The organism is Mesorhizobium sp. WSM4814, from assembly GCF_055811595.1.
The window spans coordinates 194,619-212,676 of record NZ_JBVVQT010000003.1 but is presented as its reverse complement, the minus strand read 5'-3'; the positions used below and the strand labels follow the sequence as shown (position 1 = coordinate 212,676).

Sequence of the window (18,058 nt, the reverse complement as noted above, 5' to 3'; positions counted from 1 at the left end):
CCCGCCGCGCGGCCTCGACGCGTGCCGGTGCCCGGATGCGTCCACCCATTTGTGTCCGACTTGCCTTTCGTGGTATTGTTCTTAAACGTTCTTGTGCGCAAAGTCAACGTTCTTGCATACAAGATTTATTGTGCTGCATTGGAAGGCCCAGAAAATGTCGGAGAATGTCGTTCAGCGCCTACGTGACGAGATTGAAAACGGCATAATCTCGAACGACTTCGCCCCCGGTGCACGACTGGACGAGGTGCAATTGGCAACACGCTTCGGCGTCTCGAGGACGCCGGTGCGCGAGGCGCTGATGCAGTTGAACGCAATCGGGCTGGTGGAGATCCGGCCGCGCCGGGGTGCCGTGGTGATCGATCCGGGACCGCACCGCATTTTCGAAATGTTCGAGGTGATGGCGGAACTTGAAGGCTTGGCCGGTTCGCTGGCCGCGCGACGGTTCACCGATGCCGATCGCACCACGATCCTGGCCGCGCATGCAGATTGCGAGCGTTCGTCTTCGGCCGGCGACAGCGACGCCTATTATTACGATAACGAGCGCTTTCACAAAGCTATCTACGCTGCCAGCCACAGCGGTTTTCTGGCCGAGCAGTGCGTCGCCCTGCACCGCCGCCTGCAGCCCTACAGGCGCCTCCAACTGCGCGTTCGCAACCGCGTTGCCACGTCGTTCACCGAGCATGGCGCGATCGTGGAAGCAATCCTCGCCGGCGACGCGGAGCAGGCGCGCACGCTCCTGCGCCAGCATGTCAGCATCCAGGGCGAGCGTTTCAGCGATCTTGTAGCGACGCTGGCGAGCAGATAGTCCGTCGCAAGTCGAGCCTCTCGCCTTTCACCGCCGCCTCAATGAAGCCAAGCCGCATGCCGAGGCCGGCATGGCAGCGGCGTGCATCTGAGCAAGCGGGCGTTCCGATTATCTGAAATCCCGTGTAGCAGCCGCCTGCTACCAGCAAAGCAAATTTTGGCGCTATCTTGATATGAATGGCGAACTTCGCCGAGGCGGTGTAGGGTTCACTGCAAAAGAAGAATTGAGCCGTAGAAACGGCGACGCGGAGCGAATCTGGGAGGATTCATGGTCGAGATTATCTCCAAGCGGGATGGCCCGCGGCGCGAGGACGCACAAGTCAAAAGACTGATCGAGCAGAACCGCTCGACCATCGTCCGTCTTGCCGATCAGATCAGCGGTGGCGGCTATTCAGCTTCCAGGAAGCCACGACAGCAACCAAAGGCGGAAGGCCTGATCATCCATGTCGGTGGCGGCGCGGCACCGGTTGCCGAGGCCAAGCCGTCCATCCAAGTCACCATGAACGGCCGCGTCATTTCGAAGGATCGGAACACCGGCCGCCAACTTCATCACATCGGCGATATCCGCGACCGCGGCGGCGACCAGGTCTTCGTGCTGGCAACAAAGCAGAATGGCTTCTTCTCGCCGGTCGACGAAATCGTTGCCGAGGCGCTTGCCGACATGGACGGATCCCGCCTCGCCACCACCTACACCGAAGAGCAGCTTGCCGCCGACATCGGCGCGAAACTCGGCATCGACTGAGCGACAGGCATGGGCGTGCTTCCTACGAACGCGACAGCATACAGAAATGGCATACCTCAAAGGTTCTGTGATGACTGAATGAAACGCGAGATAGCCCCCAATCAGATGAAGATCGATGCGCTTCCGGCGCGTAGGTCGCTGGCCACCGGCCAAATGGCTCTGAGCGACATCGACTATGACGAGCGTGCCACCATGCGCGCCTGGGAAAGTTTTCTGGCTGACGAGCCCAAATGCGCCGGCGATCCAGTCCACCCAAGCCACGTCCGCTCCCTCATTCACGATTCCTGGTACCGCAGTGTCACCGGCGGCATCAACGCTCAAGGCATTGAAGCACCGCTGAGCAGTGATCGCGACGCAATCGAATATCTTACCCGGGCCAATGCAGAACTGCTTTCGGCGGCGCGGCGGTCGTTCGCCTCGCTTGGCCAGTTACTGGACGGGACCGGCGCGATGCTGGTTCTGGCCGACAGCGACGGCGTGCTGATCGACGCCATCGGCGACAAGAAGACGCTGCATGACGGCATGGATATCCACCTTGCCATCGGTGGCAAATGGAACGAGGATGCCGTCGGGACGAACGGCATCGGTACGGCGCTGTGGACCGGCGAGCCGACTTTCGTGCATGCGGCCGAGCATTTCTGTGCCGGCATCAAATCCTGGACCTGCGCCGGCGCGCCGATTCGCGACCCGCTGGACGGCAAGATCATCGGTGTGGTCGACCTGTCAGGCTATTCGCCGATCTTCAGGCCGCACAACACCGCGCTCGTCGCCGCGACAGCCCGGCAGATCGAAAAGGCATTGGCCGAACAGCAGCAGGAACAGCGCACGCGCCTGCTCGAAGCTTTCATTTCATCGGCTCCCGGCTACCGCCGAAAGGACGGGCTGGTAATCGTCGACCACCGCGGTCGTGCCATCTTCTGCAACAATGTGCCTGATGGCGAGGCCACTGAGATGATGGACGGCCCGATGGAGCCAGGCCGTGGCCGCTGGCTGATGAACCTTCCGTCCTCCGGCTCCGAAGCCGACCTTGCCAGGGCGCTGCCGGCCCATCTGCGATCCTGCCATATCACCCCGCTCAAGCTCGATGGCGACCTCCGCGGCGCGGCGCTGGTATTCCCTTCCGTGCCGGCAGTCTCCAGTGCGGCGGTGGTCCAGCGGGAAGTGAACAAGCATCTTCAGGATGCTGTCGCCATGATCGTCGGCGAAAGCGAAGCGCTGCATGCCGCCATCGACGTCGCCTGCCGCGTCGCCCGGTCGAGCAGCGTAACATCGCTGTTGGTCGAGGGTGAAACAGGGGTCGGGAAAGAGCTGTTTGCGCGGCTTGTCCATGCCGGCAGCCGGCGCACGGCGAACGACCCATTCATCGCCATGAATTGCGGGGCGATCACCAGGGACCTGTTCGGCAGCGAGTTGTTCGGCCATGTCGCCGGCGCCTTTACCGGCGCCTCGCGTGAAGGCAAACCGGGGGTTTTCGAGCTCGCCCATGGCGGCGTCCTCAGTCTCGACGAGATCGGCGAATTGCCGCTCGAGATCCAGCCGTTCCTACTGCGTGTCCTGGAAGAGCGCGTGGTCAACCGCATTGGCGACAGCCGGGGCCGCCCGGTGGATGTGCGCCTGGTCGCCTCGACCAATCGCGATCTCAAGCAGGAGATTGCCGCAGGCCGATTCCGCCGCGATCTCTACTATCGAATTGGCGCGGTTTCGATCACTGTTCCACCGCTGCGCGAGCGCGGCGAGGATGTGCTGCTGCTGGTCGAACATTTCAACCGGCAGATCGCCACCGCAGCGGGCGAGGACCCGCTGGAATTTTCGCGAGAAGCGCTCGATGCCCTGCTCGCCTATCAATGGCCGGGCAATGTACGCGAACTGAAGAACCTCATCGGGCGGTTGCATGTCCTGGCGCGGGGCCGAGATATCGGGCTCCACGATCTCCCCGGTGAAATCGCGGCGCCCAGCGCCACGTCCGATGATGGCAAGACCCTGTCGGCCGAGTCGCCTGGAGGCACACTCGTCGAGGCGGAACGCCAGGCGATGAAGAACGCATTGGCAGCCGAGGGCGGCAATCTCAGTCGGGTCGCGCGGCGGCTCGGCATTTCCCGGCCGACGCTCTATCGCAAACTCGACCAATACGGCATCCGCCGCGGTTTCCTCTAGGATCAGAACCCGTCACCGGCACAAAAGCGCCGCGCGGCATTCGCGCCACTGGCTGGGGAAAGTCATGCCAATGGTCAGCGAAATCACCACAGCCGCGCCGATCTTGCCGCCCGGACCCTTTCTCTCCCTCTTGATGTGACCGGACACCGCACCCGACCGCGCGAATCCGGCCCATATATTTCAGGGCACGATGACGCCGCGACCGGTGAACCGACGGTTCTTGAAATCGTCGAGCGCGGTGTTGATGCTGGCAAGGTTGTATTCGGTGTAGTGCATCTTCACCTTGCCGTCGGCGTTGAGCTCCATCAATTCGACAAGCTCGGTGAAATTGCCGACCAGGCTGCCGCCGATGTTGATCTCCTCGATGACGAGATGGGCGGTCGGCACATTGATATTGCCGCCATAGCCGACGACGAACAGTTGCCCGCCCTTGCGCACCATCTTCCAGCAGATGTTTTCGACGCCGAGCTCGCCGACGAAATCGATGACCACATGGGCGCCCCCGCCGGTGATCTGGCTGACCTCCTCGATGACGTTCGGTCCGCCATCGAGGACGAAGTCGGCGCCGAGATCCTTGGCCAGCACCTGTGCTGCCGGCTCGCGATCGACGGCGATGATGCGGCAGCCCGAGATCGCGTGCAGCGATTGCAGCGCGATGTGGCCGAGCCCGCCTATGCCGAGCAGCACACAATAGCTCCCTGGTCGCAGCAGCTTGGCGGCGCGCTTGGCGGCGCGATAAGCGGTGATGCCGGCGTCGGCAAGCGGCGCCACCTCGATCGGTGTGACGTTGGCGTTCAGCTTGATCAACGAACGCTCGCTGGTGATGAAATACTCCGCGAAACCGCCGTTCATGCCGAGGCCCGGAAATTGGCCGTTATCGCAGTACATATCCTCGCCGTGGCGGCAGTTGAGGCAGATGCCGCACGAGCGGAAGGGGTGGCAGATCACGGCGTCACCGCGCTTGACCGACCTGACGCCGCTGCCGACCTCCTCGACCCAGCCTGCATTTTCATGGCCCATGATGTAAGGCAGCAGCGTCCCCTCTGGATCCATGGTCGGCTTCCACACACCCTCGATGATGTGGAGGTCGGTGCGGCAGAGGCCGGCAGCACCTACCCGCACTATGACCTCGTCGGGAGCGGTAATGGTCGGCGCCTTGACCTCCTCGACCCTGAGCTGGACATTCATACGCGGGTCGTATTCGTACAGTCTGGCAGCTTTCATCGTCGTATCCTTTCAACGTCGAGATTGTTCGGATTGCTTCAGGCGCGGCCGAGTTTTTCAGAGCCGCCACCGCGAGCCGGTCCGGCCGTCGGGTCCTCGTCCTCGGCGAGATGGCCGATCAGCGTTTCGGTGGTCAGGATCAGCGTCGCCACCGAAGCTGCGTTGGCGAGTGCTGTGTAGGTGACGCGGACCGGATCAATGATCCCTGCCTCGAACATGTTCTGGTAGCTGCCGAGAGACGCGTTGTAGCCGTAGCCGCCGTTGATGCGCGTGACTTCCGCCACGACCGCCTCGGGATCGGCGCCGGCATTGACGGCTATGCGCCAGAGCGGCCGCGACAGCACCGATCGCACCAGGCGCACGCCTTCGGCGACATCGCCATCGACGTCTGCCGCCACCCTGTCGAGCAGCGGCGCGATCTGGGCAAGCGCCGAGCCACCTCCGGCGACCACGCCCTCTTCGGATGCGGCGCGCACCGCATTCAGCGAATCCTCGATGAGCTGAATGGTTCGCTTCTGCTCGACCGGCGTGACACCGCCGGCATAGAGAATCGCGGTGCCGCCGGAAAGCTTGGCCAGGCGTTCGCGCAACTTGTCCTGATCGATATTCGGCGGCGAAGCTTCAAACTGCCGCTGCACCTGAGCGCGACGCGACGCGATTGCCGCGTGGTCGCCGCCGCCGCGGATGATCGAGGTGTAGGACGAACTGGTCTTCACCCGGTCAGCCGTTCCGAGATCGTCGGCGCTGATGTCCTCCAGCCGACCGCCGAGGTCGCGCGCGATCACCTTGCCGCCGGTGATGATCGCCAGATCCTCCATCATCGCCTTGCGCCAATGGCCATATTCCGGCGGATGGACAACGAGGTATTTTCCAGGTCCTTGCTTACCGAGCAGCGTCACCACAACTTCCGGCGACATTTCCTCGGACACGATCAGCAGCGGCCGACCATCCTCGGCGGCAATGCGGCGAGCCGCATCAAGCGCCTCGGGCTGCTTGATCTTGAGATCGGTCATCAGGATGTACGGCCGTTCGAGAACAGCCTCCATCTTCTCCTGGTCAGTCACCATGTGATGAGAGAGATAGCCGCGGTCGAAGGACATGCCCTCGACCACATCGAGCGTGGTCTCGGTGGTGACGCTGAAGTCCGTGGTGATGACGCCTTCGGCCCCCACCCGCTGGTGGGCTTCCGCCACCAGTGCGCCAAGCTTGGCATTGGTCGCCGCAATGTTGGCGACCGAGGCGAGAATGCGGTTGCCCTTAGCCGGTTTGGCCGAAGCCTTGAGCGCCGCCACCACCGCTGTCACGGCAAGGTCGATGCCCTTGCACAGATCGACGGATTTCGCGCCGCGTTCATTCGCCTCCACACCGCCCTGGATGAGAGCGTTGGCGAGCACGATGGCAGTCGTGGTACCGTCGCCGGCGACCTCGTTGGTTTGCATCGACACTTCGCGAACGACCTGCGCGCCCATGTTTTCGAAACGGTCGTGCAATTCGATCTCGGAGGCGATGCTGACGCCGTCACGGGTCACCATCGGCGTGCCGATCGGCCGATCGATCATGGCGTTCATGCCTTTGGGGCCGAGCGTAGGCTCGACGGCAGCGGCCAGTCGAAAGACGCCACGGGCGAGAGCGCGGCGGGCGTCGGAGTTGTGAAGCATTATTTTGGGCATGATTCCTCCTTCCGCCTTACGGGCGGGTTGTTGGTTAGGGGCCTGTGCGAGGGAGGCCGTTGTTTTCGGCTCTGCTTCAGGCGGTCGGCGTGGCTCGTGCCGGCACGCGATCCATGATGAAATCGACCAGTGTCGGTTCGCCGTCGACCACATCCAGCTCCTTGTATCTGGTCTGCTTGAGCCCACGGCAAAGCGCGCCGTTGAACTCCATGTTGATACGCACACTGCGCAGCTCGGCGAGATGCGCACTGAGTGCATGGGCCGGTATCGGTTGCCCTTCCCATGTCACGAAGACAGGCTCATCCGCCCGGCGGTCGGGAAAGCGTTCAAGCAGAGCCGACCTATACCTCGGCTTCTGTTTGGCCGCTTCGCCGGGTTCGAACCGCGCGACGTCGTACGCCGGCAGGTCCATGCCGAGGATTTCCCGATCTGTCAGACCGTGCTGCCGGAGGCCGCGCAAGACTGCCTCCTGGCGTCGCTTGAACGCCTTCATCGCAAACGTTTCCCGCAGACCTGCGAGATCGAGGTCGCCAGCAAGTTCGCCAAAGATCTCGCCGAATGCCTTGCCAGCCTCTATGCCGCGATTTACCTCCTCCGCGAACATATGGTCGTGCAACTTCACCCGATAGGCAGGCGACCACGAAAGCTGGTCGAGCGATTTGCAGACGCCGTCCAGCATAAGGAAAGCGAAGTTGGGCGAGCACCAGTAGGTCGGCAGGCGAAACTCGACCTGCACGCCGCCGTCGTCGGCGACTGCGGCGAGCTCGACGAAGCCCATCTCGGTGATCGATTCGTCGAGCTCCGGATCGTTGACCTCACCAAGGCGTCGCCAGAGCTCATTCTCGCGGCTACCGGAAAAGGCGGTTGCCATCGTTCCTACTCCGCGGCGATGCTAAAAGGCGAGTTGGCGAATTCCGCCTTCCGGGCTTCGATGTCGATGTCGTAGAGGCGGGCAGCGTTGAGGCCGAGGATCTTTTCCTTGATCTCGTCGGTCAACTGCACGCCGCGCTCGGCGGCGATGTCCTCTGGAATCTGATAGGCCCAGAGCTTTTCGACCAGCCAACGCGGCGTCCAGATCGCGTAGTCGGAACCGAACAGGATCTTCTCCGGGCCGATCCAGAACAGCAGCTCGGCGATCACCTCGCCGAAATAGCGCGGACGCGAATGAATAAAGGGCAGTGCCACCGCGAGCCCGGCGTAGACATTGGTCTCCTGGGTCGCGATCCAGCAGAAATCATCGAGGCGCGGTAAGCCGCAATGCTCCACGATCCAGTTGAGGCCCTGGAAATCCGTAGCAGCATGATCCACGTCGTGTACGTCAAACGCATCCTTGCTGAGCGGGATTATCGTCGGACCCTTGTGGACGTGGATGTTCCTGATGCCGAGCTTGTCGCAGAGCTCGAAGCATTTGTAGGCCTCGGAGTCGTTCAGCCGCCAGCCTTTCGACGCGCCGTTCCACTCGGCGGTGTACATCTTCACGCCTTTAATGTCGTAAGTCTCTTTCATGAAATGGATGTATTCGAGCGCTTTTTCGCCATCGCGCGGGTCAAACGCCCCATTCACAATGAAACGGCCGGGATACCTCTTGGCGATCTCCGAGGTGCGCTTGATGCAGCCGAAGCCGGTCTTGTAGAAATCGCTTAGTGACGTGGTCTGGAAAATCGCGATGTCATCCGGCCCGTCGATGAACAGGTCGTTGTAGAGATTCTCGGCCGAGTACTTCTCAAACTTGCTCTTCTCCCACAGCTGTTCCTTGGGGCTGAGCCCGGTATGATAGGCGTAGAAGCAATCGATGAACTGCTTGCCGTGAATATTCTTCTGGTTCTCCGGGCTGCCGTCCCAGAAATGGGTGTGGCCGTCGACCACGAAAATGTCCTTACCTTCCGGTGTCCTAAACATTCTTTCCTCCGCAAAATGCGTGTTGATCGGTTCGGCGTGCCGCAATCAGGCGGCACGCCTGATTTTTTGCCGGCTATTCGATGTATTCGAACATCTCGTCCATGTTGCCGAACAAGATCACGGTGTTGTCGTCGATGCGCACCATCCGCCCGTAGTGGGTGGAGCTGTTGACCTCGAAGGTTTCCGCCGTCATCTCGCGGCCGAGATATTCGCTGATTTCATCCATCTTGAAGATCAGCTTGCCGGTGCCATCGATCCGGATCATCGCCGGTTGGTAGGTTACGGTTACGTTCGGCTTCAGGCCCATGAATTCAGCGATGGCCCTGGCTTCCACCGAGTCGTTCATGGTGACGCCGCACTGATGCGAAATCGTCTGTTCGAAGGTGATGTCCTTCATCGCCCTGAAGATGTTGGATTGCGATGCGTCGCGTGCTGCAGTTGACATGACGGTTTCTCCCTGTGTCAGCGCTTGAGGCCAAGTTCGCGGAGTATCTGACCAATCCGTTCCTCGGATTTGGCACGGACATCCGCAAATGCGACCGGCTTGGAATGCGGCATCGACCAGATCGGCTGCAGGCCGGTGGCTGCCTTGTCGGCGAGCGCGCCGTGTTTCTCGACCCAGCCCTGGAAGAGCTTCTTGTTCGCCGCGCCGTGCTTCTCGTCGTTGGCGAGCATGTGCATGAGGTCGATCGTGTTGGCGAGGTTGCGTTCGTAGTCGGCCTCGGCTGCCGAGATCACCGCAGGCGTTATGAAGTCGTGGTTGGCGGCGGCGATCTGCATCAGGAAGCCTGAGCGGAATGCTTCCCCGACCAGCGGCTCGAAGACGATGTTGATGGCGAAATACTGTTCGAGATAGTCGCTCGCGCCCATGATGGTTTCGACCGCCTCGCGGGTACCTTGCCAGTTGTTGTCCTCGAGCCAGGTCTTCTTGCCGAGTTCGTCGTCCCAGCCGGGAAGGTCCATGCCGATCTCGGCGAGGTAGAGCGTGATGTCCTGGGCAAGCCGCAGCTTGTAGGACGAGTTGGTCAGCGTCGCGTTGTTGATCATCTGGGTGTAGCCGTAACGCTGCGCCTGCATCAGCGAGGTGCCGAGCCCGAATTCGGCATGTTTCCAGGCGCCGAGCTGCGTCTGCAGGATCTTGACCCAGGCCTTGTCGAAGGTCTTGGGCGCGCCGGACTTGCGGGCGTTGTTGATGACGCTCTGCACCATCGTCTCGATTTTCGACTGGCGCTGGTAGTGCGTGCGTTCCCACTCCTGATCGGGGGCGCGAAAGGCATGCCAGTTGGAGCTCTGCGCAGCAGTGTTCTGCTTGACATAAGCGCCCTTGCCGTCGGCAAAGGAGATGATCCAGTCCTGGATCAGGTAACGCTCCGGGTCAGGCTGTACGTCGACCGTCATGTCTTCGTAGTGCGTGGCGCGCTGGCCCTTCGGGTCGAAATACCGGTACTTCCGGCTGTCGGAATCGGCAAAGATCGCCGCGCCGGCGGCTCCGGATCCGACTGAACTCGAGATAGCTGGCATAGTCTTCACTCCCTTGTTGCAGTTGTGGTTGCAGTTGCGTGGCCGTCCCTCAGTGGGTCGGCGTAGCACCTGTCGATGTGGTGAACTTGTCGAAGAAGATCCGCTCAGTCTCGAACCCGTTCATGAATAGAACCGGCTGAAGCGCATCAATCATCGGTGGCGGGCCACAGGCATGGACATCGCCCTGCCCGTCGACCGCAAGTTGCTTGAGCTTGGCGTCGACACTCTGGTGTACGAAACCGCGTTCGCCTTCCCATTCGGCGTCCTCAGTCGCGTGCGACAGCACGGGAATGAAAGTGACATCCGAATGCTGGCCGATCAGCTCGGCGATCCTGTCGAGATAGAACAGGTCGTTGCGGGTCCTGGCACCGTAGAAGAAATAGACCGGACGTTTCTCGCCGCTCTTCAGATGGTCGTTGAGGATCGACCAGATCGGCGACATGCCCGAGCCGGCGCCGACCAGGACTAGGGGTCCTTGCCGTTCTTCCCGACGGAAACAGGTTCCGTAGGGTCCGACGACGGTGACTTCAGCTCCAACCTTGATTCCTCCGGAATCGAGTTCTCCAGAGAACTTTCCCTCAGGGTATTTTTTGATGATGAAGCAGAGTTTTTCGGTTTGGTCCGGCGTATTTGCCATGGAGAACGAGCGCGTAATCGTCTCCCCTTTTTCCGTGGTAACCGTGATGTCGACATATTGCCCCGCCCAGAACTTTATCGGCGAGCCGAGTTCGATCTCGATGCCGCGAATGTCGTGGGTCAGGTGCTCGATCAGAGCAATCCGGCCGTTGAACGTCTTCACGGCGATCGCTTTCGCCAAAATCTCCTCGTCGTAGTTGAGAAGCTCGACTTCCAGATCGGAGTAGGCGATGCAGCGGCACAAAAGGACGTGGCCGCTCTCCTTCTCCATGTCGTTCAGCGCGAAAGTCGAGTATTTCAGCATGTCGACTTCGCCTTCGAGCAACACGCTCTTGCAGGCCGAGCATTGCCCTTCCTTGCAGCCGTGCGGCAGGGCGATGCCCTGGCGGAAAGCGGCGTTGAGTACCGTTTCGCCATTTTCGACATCAAATTCGACGCCGACCGGGCTGAGCCTGACCGTGTGGGTTTCCGACATACGGACCTCCAGTGAAAGGAAGGGGCGGGACGAACCCGCCCCCCTTTGGCCTGATCAGTTGCAGGGGGTGATCGTGAAGCCGGCCCGGTATTCCGCCAGGTGCTTCTCACGGTCCGCGGGTGACATGGCACGCAGCGCGTTGAGCGGCGACCCGAGCTTGTTGCCGCGCACGTCGTCCAGCGTCCACATCTCCTTGTCGGCGAAACGCATATGCGGCTGCGGGACCAGCGTCTTGCCGTCAGAGCGGACGAAGTTCAGGTCCTTGATGGCATCGGCCAGATCCCAGCCGTCATAGAGCGTCTCCCATTCGCGCTTGCCGCTGAAGCGGCCCATCGCGGGTGTCGGACGGCCCTGATATTCGTCGGCGAACGCCACGGTGGCAGTCCACTTGTCGAGTTCGTGGGCGAAGGTGTGCAACTGGCCGTCGATCTCGCCGACCACCATATCCTCGCGGATCAGGCAGGGAACAAGGCAGGACCAGCAGCGATGTGGATAGACATAGCCGACGTCGCTGTTGAACAGCAGCACCTTCTCGCCCTTGTGGCTGAGCTTGGCGTACCATTTCCAGAAGTCGCCGAATTCGGCGTACCAGCCCGGATATTTGTGCTCGAACCACTCGAAGTCCTTGTCGGTCTGGGCTTCGATGCGCCAGAAATTGACCGGCCAGCCGACCGCGAAGAACTGTCCGACCTTGTGGACATAGTTCTTCTTGGTAATGCGTTCCCAGGCTGCCTGGACGTCGTCGTGATGGACCTTGATGCCGTATTTCTCGAGCGGCAGCATGTAGGTGCGGTAGTAATCCTCATAGATCCAGCGGTGCCACATTTCCGCGTAAGACTCCTTGTTCTTGTCGCGGTTGGTGGTGCCGTATTCGATGAAGGTGCCGATGGCCGCATCGACGATCGCGTGGTTCTGCCAGAAGGCATAGCGCAGGTCGCGCTCGAGCAAGAGGTGATTTTCCGGCTCCTTGAGCGCCGCCATCAGCAGTGAGTGGCCATTACCGATATGCCGGCTCTCGTCGGACTGCACCGACAGGAAGACGGTCGGCAGCGCATAGTCGCCGTTGCGGGCGGCTTCCGACGGCATGGCGACAAAGAGCGTGTTGGTAAAGGCGGTTTCGGCCACCACGGTCAGGTACATGCAGGCGGCAGTCATGGTGTCGCCGGTGATGAAGCCTTCAGCGAACTGCCGGCCGATGGTCGTGGCGTAGCATTTTCCGAAGGCTTCCTCGGTGATGTCGAAGCCAGCCGGATCGATGTAGTTCTCCATGTACCATTTCTTCAGGTTCATCTGGATCGTCGAATGCCGGAACTCGTCGATCATCTGCATCGTGAAGCCGGTCCTGAGTTCCTCGCCAGGAGCGATACGGGCGACCATCGCCATCGAGCGGGCAGCCGAGATTTCCGGGAAGGGAATGATCGCCAGAAAGAGTTTCATCCACTCGACCCAGCGCGGTTCCACATTGCGGAACATGTCGCCGCGCAGCGCCGCATCCAGCGCGCCGTAGACCCGGTTGTCCTTCTCTTCCTGCATCGGAAAGTACGACCGCAAAACCTGCTTCATCGGGTCGCGCGGCGTCTTGTTGATCTTGTAGTCCGTCGGAAACGTCACCGCTTCCTGGACGTAGGAAGGATTCCAGCCGAGATCGGCAATCTTCTTGGTTGCCTCGCCGACGGAAATTCCGCGTTGCGAGGTAATCTTGTTGAGCGTCAGAGACGTCATGGTCATAAGCCTCCACCAGGTTTGAGCCGCAGGTCCCTTGACCCCGGCATGAAGCGGCGCACAGCGCCGCAAGTGAGAGTGCGAACGGCACGACAAAGGGTTGCGCATTCAGGCGCGACTCATGGTCCGGCCATTCAAGTGGATCGCGGCAAAGGTGTTAGAGTCTTACAGGGACCGCGGCGCCAACCGCATATGCGATGGGCGTATCGAAGCGGACGTGACCTGCTTCCTCCGTTCCTTCGTTCTTTTGGCACCGCGTCAAAAGCGCGATGGGCTTCTTGTGGAAATGTATAAAGCAAGCGCCGTGCCAATTTGAAAATGGCGCCCGTGCCTGACGCTAAAAACAAATCGCCGCCCCTTTCGGCGCATGAAGAGGACGGCAACTGTAACGTTCCTTTACAGTTGTAACGTACGCATGTAATATTTAATATCTATTCGCAATTGCGATATATCAAGTTAGCTTCGCAGCAAATTTGAAAAACACACATCATCTATTTTATTCTTCTCCTTTCTCTACTATTTGAGGGTGATGGTTCACGGACGGGCCTCGCACTGGAGAAAAGCCGTGGCGAACGACAAAGACAGCCGGAGGCAGCCCGAGCCAATGTCCAGCCAGGTTGATGGCGTCACCGGCGATCTTGTCAGGCTGATGCCCCGCGATCTGGTCTTTGTCATGCGCTTCATGGGCGAGAGCCAACATCGCCTCCAGAGTCACTTCCAGGACTTCATCCGGGCCGAGCTTGCCGCCGGCGGCGTCACCACGGAAACGCATCCGATGATCCATCTGTTCATCGAGAACCATGCGATCCTGTTGCGCGACTTCGTGTTTTCCGGCGTTTCGCTGTCGCGGCAGTTCCGCGTCGAGGAGATCGAGCGCCTTACCGGCGATACGACATCGATGATCCGCGTCGACATCTGGGATCAGCTCAAGAGCCACATCGAAACGGCCGAAAAACAGTTCCAGTCGCAGGCCGGCACATTGCCCAAATCGCTGTCGGCTTTCGAAAAACCACCCGGACCGACGGCTGGGACCGAAAAATGATGGAGGATCCGATGGGGCAAACGACCAGGCGTGACATGTTGCTCGCCCGCCGGCTCGATCTTGTCGCCAACGTCTCCGCGCTGACTGCCGAGGCGCTGCGGCTCAATCAGATACGCGCCGGTATCGAGATGGATGTGCTGCGCCTGGAACTCGAAATCGGCAGGAGCGGCGCCAGCGCGCAACTGGTGCAGGATTTGCATGAGGCGGAGGAGAGAGCCGCCGCGGTCATGCAGGAAGGCGCGAGGTGCGAGCAACGCATCGCCGCCGCGGAAGCCGACGTCGAGGACGTCGACCGCAGCCTCGCGGCGAAGGTGGGTAATTGACGAAGGGAATGGTCATGAACCAGCACGCGATACAGAACCTGACCTTGTTCGACCTGCTGGCGCGAAGCTGGCGTCGCCCGTCGGCGATCGCCGACCTGCGCTTCAGCGCCGATGGCTCGGCTGTCGCATACACCAGCGTCGACGGAACGGTCGCCATAGCCGCAGTCGCGGACCAGGAGCCGCCGGAATCGCGGATCAGGGTGAGCGGCGATCTCGGCCAGACGACGATCCGCCCGCGGGAGAAGCCACCGGCACCATTGATCGCCACCGCTGCGTTGGGGGATGGAGACGTCCCGCTCGCCAGCTACCTTTCCTTCGGCTTCCTCGTTGGAACGGCGGCTGGCGAAGCGGTGCATCTGGCCGCGAACGGCAATGTGATGGAGACGCTGGTGAAGATCGACGGGCCGGTCGTCGCCGTCGACCACAACCCCCGGACGGCCATCACAGCCGTCAGCAACGGCCAGGATGTCTTCCTGGCACGCGGCCAAGGCGATGCGGTACGACTGCGACACGATGATGCGACACCGTCCACGGGTGCGCTTGCCTTTTCGCCAGGCGGAAGGCGCCTCGCCCATGGCCTAGGCGACGGATTGTCGATCTGGGCGGTCGACGGCGACGCTACCCCGATACGCGACGTTTCTTTTTCGGCGCGCCCGGTATCGATCCGCTGGAGTGGAGACGGCACATGGCTGGCCTGTGGACTCGAAACAGGCGGCTTTGCCCTGGTCAGCATGACCGATGATCGCTACGGCATCGTCGAGGGATTTCCATCGCCGGTCCGGACACTGTGCTGGAGCCGGCCGGAGCATGCGCTGTTTGCGTCGGGCGCCTTCCGGATCGCCGGCTGGTCGATGACCGCTCCGCCACTTGACGGCGACACCTCGGGCGCGCTGGAGACTGGCCGCGCCGGGCTGGCTCCGGTCGAGACAGTGGCTGCGCACCCGGAGAAAAAACTGATTGCGGCCGGCTATGCCAACGGCCGGATCACCATCGCCCAGATCGGCGCGCGAGACGAACTCCTCGTCAGGCCGCTGGGCAGCGCGGTGACCGCGCTTGCCTGGTCCGGCGACGGACGCCACCTGGCAGTGGGCTCAGCCGACGGCACCGCCGCGATCGTCACCTTTCCCGCACAGATGTTCAAATAGCAAAGGCAGGCCGCATGCAAAAGGAGCACAAAATGCAAACCGAACCCACCCCCGAGGGCGAGAGCAAGGACGAATTCTTCGAACGGCTCGCCAAGCTGTCGGAAGAAATGGTGGCCAAACACGGCAAGGATTTCAGTATGGGCGCATTGGTGCTTGCCGCTCGCTGGATTGCCGAAAACCGCGTCGGCCAGTTGAAGACCAACTAAACTCACGACCAATCAATGCGCTCGAAAAGCCAAAGCTCCGAAGGAGCTTCAGGCGGATTCGGCGTACAGGTTTTGCGCTGCGCTGGCTGTGTATGCCATTCCTTCAGATTGCGACTTACCCTGGTCGAGGGCTCACCCAGGCGCGACTCAATCCAGCGCTCGCAGATGCCGCAGGTACCACCCTATAGTCGGTGCGCTGGCGATCGGCGCAGGTTTCAGTTGCGCCGTGGTCATTGATGGCAGTGTCCATCACGGAGCGCATGGGGAGCCTGCGTTATGAGCGCACCACCAGAGGCACCAGACCCTCATGGCGGTGGTCGAGATAACACACAACGCGGTCGCCAATGCGCTCGAAGATGAGATCGACTTTCGCCTCGCCGATGGCCAGGTGGCGGATAACGATGTTGTCGATGCCGATCGGCAGCCGCGGGCGTTCGACGGTGATTTCGCGTTTCCAGCCGTCAACCCGAATGCCCAGGCAAGCCTGCAGCATCATGAAAGCGGCGCCAGCCGACCACGCCTGCGGCAGACAGGCGACCGGGTAGGCCACCGGTGAATCGCTGGCGGCACGCGTAAAGCCGCAGAACAGCTCTGGCAGCCGCATATTGAAACGGACCGCCGCCTCGAACATACCGCTCATCAGCTTCACGACGCTGTCGCGCTCGTGATAGCGGGCGAGACCGGAGGCGCAGAGCGCGGTGTCGTGCGGCCAGATCGAGCCATTATGATATGACATCGGGTTGAATGGGATCTCGTCGTCGGCCAGTGTGCGAACGCCCCAACCGCTATGGAGATGAGCAGAGAGCAGCTGGGTGGCGACTGACTGAGCCCGTTCCGCCGACGGCAGCCCGACGTAAAGCAGGTGACCGGCATTGGACGTGCGAACCGCGCATTGCTTGCCTTCTCCGTCGATTGCCAAAGCATAGAAATCGCGGTCCGGCATCCAGAAATGCGTCTCCACCGCCTGACGGATCCTCTCTGCCAGGGCGCTCCAGTGCGCCGCCTTTGCGTCGTCGCCGCGCCTGGCGGCCAGCGCCGCCATTCCCTGATATGCGGCGAAGGCATAACCTTGCACCTCGACCAATGCGATCGGTCCTTTGGGGATCGTGCCGTCGGCATGGAAGATGGCATCGGAACTGTCCTTCCAGCCTTGGTTGAACAGACCCGTGTCGGCCGCCCGGTTGTAGGTGACAAAGCCTTCTCCGTTGCGGGCTCCGACCTCTTCCATCCAGGCAGTGGCAGCGCCCAGGGAGTTCCACATGCGATCGACGAACGCCTCGTCTCCGGTGCGATCGGCGTAGGACGAAGCCAGATAGACATAGAGTGGCGTGGTGTCGACGCCGCCATAGTAGCGGCCGAACGGCAGCTCGCGCAGCACGGCCATTTCCCCCTTGCGGGTTTCATGCATGATTTTGCCAGGCTCCGCATCGTCGAATACAGAGGTCTCGGTCGATTGATAGTGGGCAAGGAAGGCCAGGACCCCACGAGCAAGGTCCGGATTGAGCCAAAGCATCTGCAAGGCGGAAATGACGCCGTCGCGGCCGAAAGCCGTCGAAAACCAAGGGATGCCGGCATACGGGTATGGCCCGGTCTCCAGATCGGTCGTCAGCAGCGCGATGTCGGCGCGTGTGCGTGTCAGCCAGTCATTGAACACGCGCCCGGAGCTGAAGACGGTGGCGCCCTGCCGGCGCTTTGAGCGCATGGCGAAGCGGGCTCGCGCAGCGGCCGCGCGAAAGCGGTCGCTGGAGGGGGTTTCTTCGCTGTGGCCGACCTCCAGGTACAATGCTCTGCTGTCACGCCTTGCCACGACAATGAGGAAATCGGCGTGATCGGGGTGCACCTGATCGGGCTTGATCGAGAATGCGATGACCGATTGACGAGCCACATTGTCGAGGCCTTCATATCGGAACGTTACGCTCGCCTCGCCGACCAGTGCGTCATGCGCGCGACCGCGGCGGCTACGCGTAGTGCCGCGCACCTCGAACATGTCACGGAAATCGGCGTCGAAGTCGAGCCGGACCGGCAGAACCACCTCGCGCGCGGAGTAGTTGGTGAACTTGATGCGTTCGAACATGCGGTCCTGCCAGATGAACCGCGTCCGATCGACGTGGACGACGCCCGGCAATGCTTCGCTGCCATTCGGCCCGATAGTGGCTAGATTGGTAAGATTGGCGGTGAATAGGATGTTGTCCTGCGACAGCGAGGCGCCGAGCAGCGACGGCATCCGGCCGCCAATGAACAGACGGAAGCGCGACAATACACGCGTGTCGTCGCGGAAAAGCCCGTCGCCGGTGCCGCGTATGTCGCCGTAGCTGTCTGCGACGACGAAACAATCCTCGTGTTTCAGCGCAAATTGCCGATGCGGCTCGCGCGGTGCCGTTTCGTCGATTGCCGGCAGCGCCACGGCTGGATCAATCTTGCGGTCTTCGAGTTGAGTGGTCATGGTCAACCTTCCGTTCAGAAGCGACCAAGGCGGCTCAGGCGCTGATCCGAGC

16 protein-coding genes are annotated in these 18,058 nt (G+C 61.4%); 7 read left to right on the top strand and 9 right to left on the bottom strand.

What is annotated here, in order from left to right:
- The first annotated feature begins 154 nt into the window (after positions 1-154).
- From AC0L2V_RS07380 to AC0L2V_RS07370, 3 genes are all read left to right on the top strand, one after another.
- The gene (locus AC0L2V_RS07380; RefSeq protein WP_473509474.1) at positions 155-805 is read left to right on the top strand and encodes a GntR family transcriptional regulator; all 651 of its coding nucleotides are present in this window, start codon (positions 155-157) and stop codon (positions 803-805) included.
- 267 nt (positions 806-1,072) lie between these two features.
- Positions 1,073-1,546 carry a hypothetical protein gene (locus tag AC0L2V_RS07375; RefSeq protein WP_473509473.1) on the top strand — a complete coding sequence of 158 codons (474 nt, stop codon included), beginning with the start codon at positions 1,073-1,075 and terminating at the stop codon, positions 1,544-1,546.
- A gap of 78 nt (positions 1,547-1,624) precedes the next feature.
- On the top strand, positions 1,625-3,700 hold the full coding sequence (locus tag AC0L2V_RS07370) for a sigma-54-dependent Fis family transcriptional regulator (protein ID WP_473509471.1): 2,076 nt from the start codon (positions 1,625-1,627) through the stop codon (positions 3,698-3,700).
- Between the two features lie 180 nt (positions 3,701-3,880).
- On the opposite strand, the gene AC0L2V_RS07365 is transcribed toward AC0L2V_RS07370, so the two are convergent.
- From AC0L2V_RS07365 to AC0L2V_RS07330, 8 genes are all read right to left on the bottom strand, one after another.
- Entirely contained in the window at positions 3,881-4,924 is a 1,044-nt protein-coding gene (locus tag AC0L2V_RS07365) for an NAD(P)-dependent alcohol dehydrogenase (protein ID WP_473509469.1), read from the bottom strand.
- A 38-nt stretch (positions 4,925-4,962) separates the two neighbouring features.
- On the bottom strand, positions 4,963-6,594 hold the full coding sequence (groEL, locus tag AC0L2V_RS07360; RefSeq protein WP_473519790.1) for a chaperonin GroEL: 1,632 nt from the start codon (positions 6,592-6,594) through the stop codon (positions 4,963-4,965).
- Between the two features lie 76 nt (positions 6,595-6,670).
- The gene (locus AC0L2V_RS07355) at positions 6,671-7,465 is read right to left on the bottom strand and encodes an iron-sulfur cluster assembly protein (RefSeq protein WP_473509465.1); all 795 of its coding nucleotides are present in this window, start codon (positions 7,463-7,465) and stop codon (positions 6,671-6,673) included.
- Between the two features lie 5 nt (positions 7,466-7,470).
- Positions 7,471-8,493, bottom strand: a complete 1,023-nt coding sequence (locus AC0L2V_RS07350) for an amidohydrolase family protein (protein ID WP_254020523.1) — start codon at positions 8,491-8,493, stop codon at positions 7,471-7,473.
- Between the two features lie 73 nt (positions 8,494-8,566).
- Positions 8,567-8,938 carry an MmoB/DmpM family protein gene (locus AC0L2V_RS07345; protein WP_023799649.1) on the bottom strand — a complete coding sequence of 124 codons (372 nt, stop codon included), beginning with the start codon at positions 8,936-8,938 and terminating at the stop codon, positions 8,567-8,569.
- Between the two features lie 17 nt (positions 8,939-8,955).
- Complete coding sequence (locus tag AC0L2V_RS07340) at positions 8,956-10,014, bottom strand: aromatic/alkene monooxygenase hydroxylase subunit beta (RefSeq protein ID WP_473509463.1); 1,059 nt, start codon at positions 10,012-10,014, stop codon at positions 8,956-8,958.
- 49 nt (positions 10,015-10,063) lie between these two features.
- Positions 10,064-11,125: a 2Fe-2S iron-sulfur cluster-binding protein gene (locus AC0L2V_RS07335; protein WP_473509461.1), complete on the bottom strand. Its 1,062-nt coding sequence runs from the start codon at positions 11,123-11,125 to the stop codon at positions 10,064-10,066.
- A gap of 54 nt (positions 11,126-11,179) precedes the next feature.
- Positions 11,180-12,853 carry an aromatic/alkene/methane monooxygenase hydroxylase/oxygenase subunit alpha gene (locus tag AC0L2V_RS07330; protein WP_473509459.1) on the bottom strand — a complete coding sequence of 558 codons (1,674 nt, stop codon included), beginning with the start codon at positions 12,851-12,853 and terminating at the stop codon, positions 11,180-11,182.
- A 559-nt stretch (positions 12,854-13,412) separates the two neighbouring features.
- On the opposite strand from AC0L2V_RS07330, the gene AC0L2V_RS07325 reads away from it, so the two are divergent.
- The 4 genes from AC0L2V_RS07325 to AC0L2V_RS07310 are packed head-to-tail and all read left to right on the top strand — an operon-like array spanning position 13,413 to position 15,563.
- Positions 13,413-13,889, top strand: coding sequence for a hypothetical protein (locus tag AC0L2V_RS07325; protein ID WP_473509458.1), 477 nt, complete (start codon positions 13,413-13,415; stop codon positions 13,887-13,889).
- 11 nt (positions 13,890-13,900) lie between these two features.
- Positions 13,901-14,212 (top strand): hypothetical protein, encoded by a 312-nt coding sequence (locus tag AC0L2V_RS07320; RefSeq protein ID WP_236378686.1) that lies wholly within the window; start codon positions 13,901-13,903, stop codon positions 14,210-14,212.
- A 14-nt stretch (positions 14,213-14,226) separates the two neighbouring features.
- Complete coding sequence (locus tag AC0L2V_RS07315; RefSeq protein WP_473509456.1) at positions 14,227-15,357, top strand: WD40 repeat domain-containing protein; 1,131 nt, start codon at positions 14,227-14,229, stop codon at positions 15,355-15,357.
- 32 nt (positions 15,358-15,389) lie between these two features.
- On the top strand, positions 15,390-15,563 hold the full coding sequence (locus tag AC0L2V_RS07310) for a hypothetical protein (RefSeq protein ID WP_473509454.1): 174 nt from the start codon (positions 15,390-15,392) through the stop codon (positions 15,561-15,563).
- A 274-nt stretch (positions 15,564-15,837) separates the two neighbouring features.
- Here AC0L2V_RS07310 and AC0L2V_RS07305 read toward each other — a convergent pair whose 3' ends face one another.
- Positions 15,838-18,006: an amylo-alpha-1,6-glucosidase gene (locus AC0L2V_RS07305; RefSeq protein ID WP_473509453.1), complete on the bottom strand. Its 2,169-nt coding sequence runs from the start codon at positions 18,004-18,006 to the stop codon at positions 15,838-15,840.
- Positions 18,007-18,058: the final 52 nt, after the last annotated feature.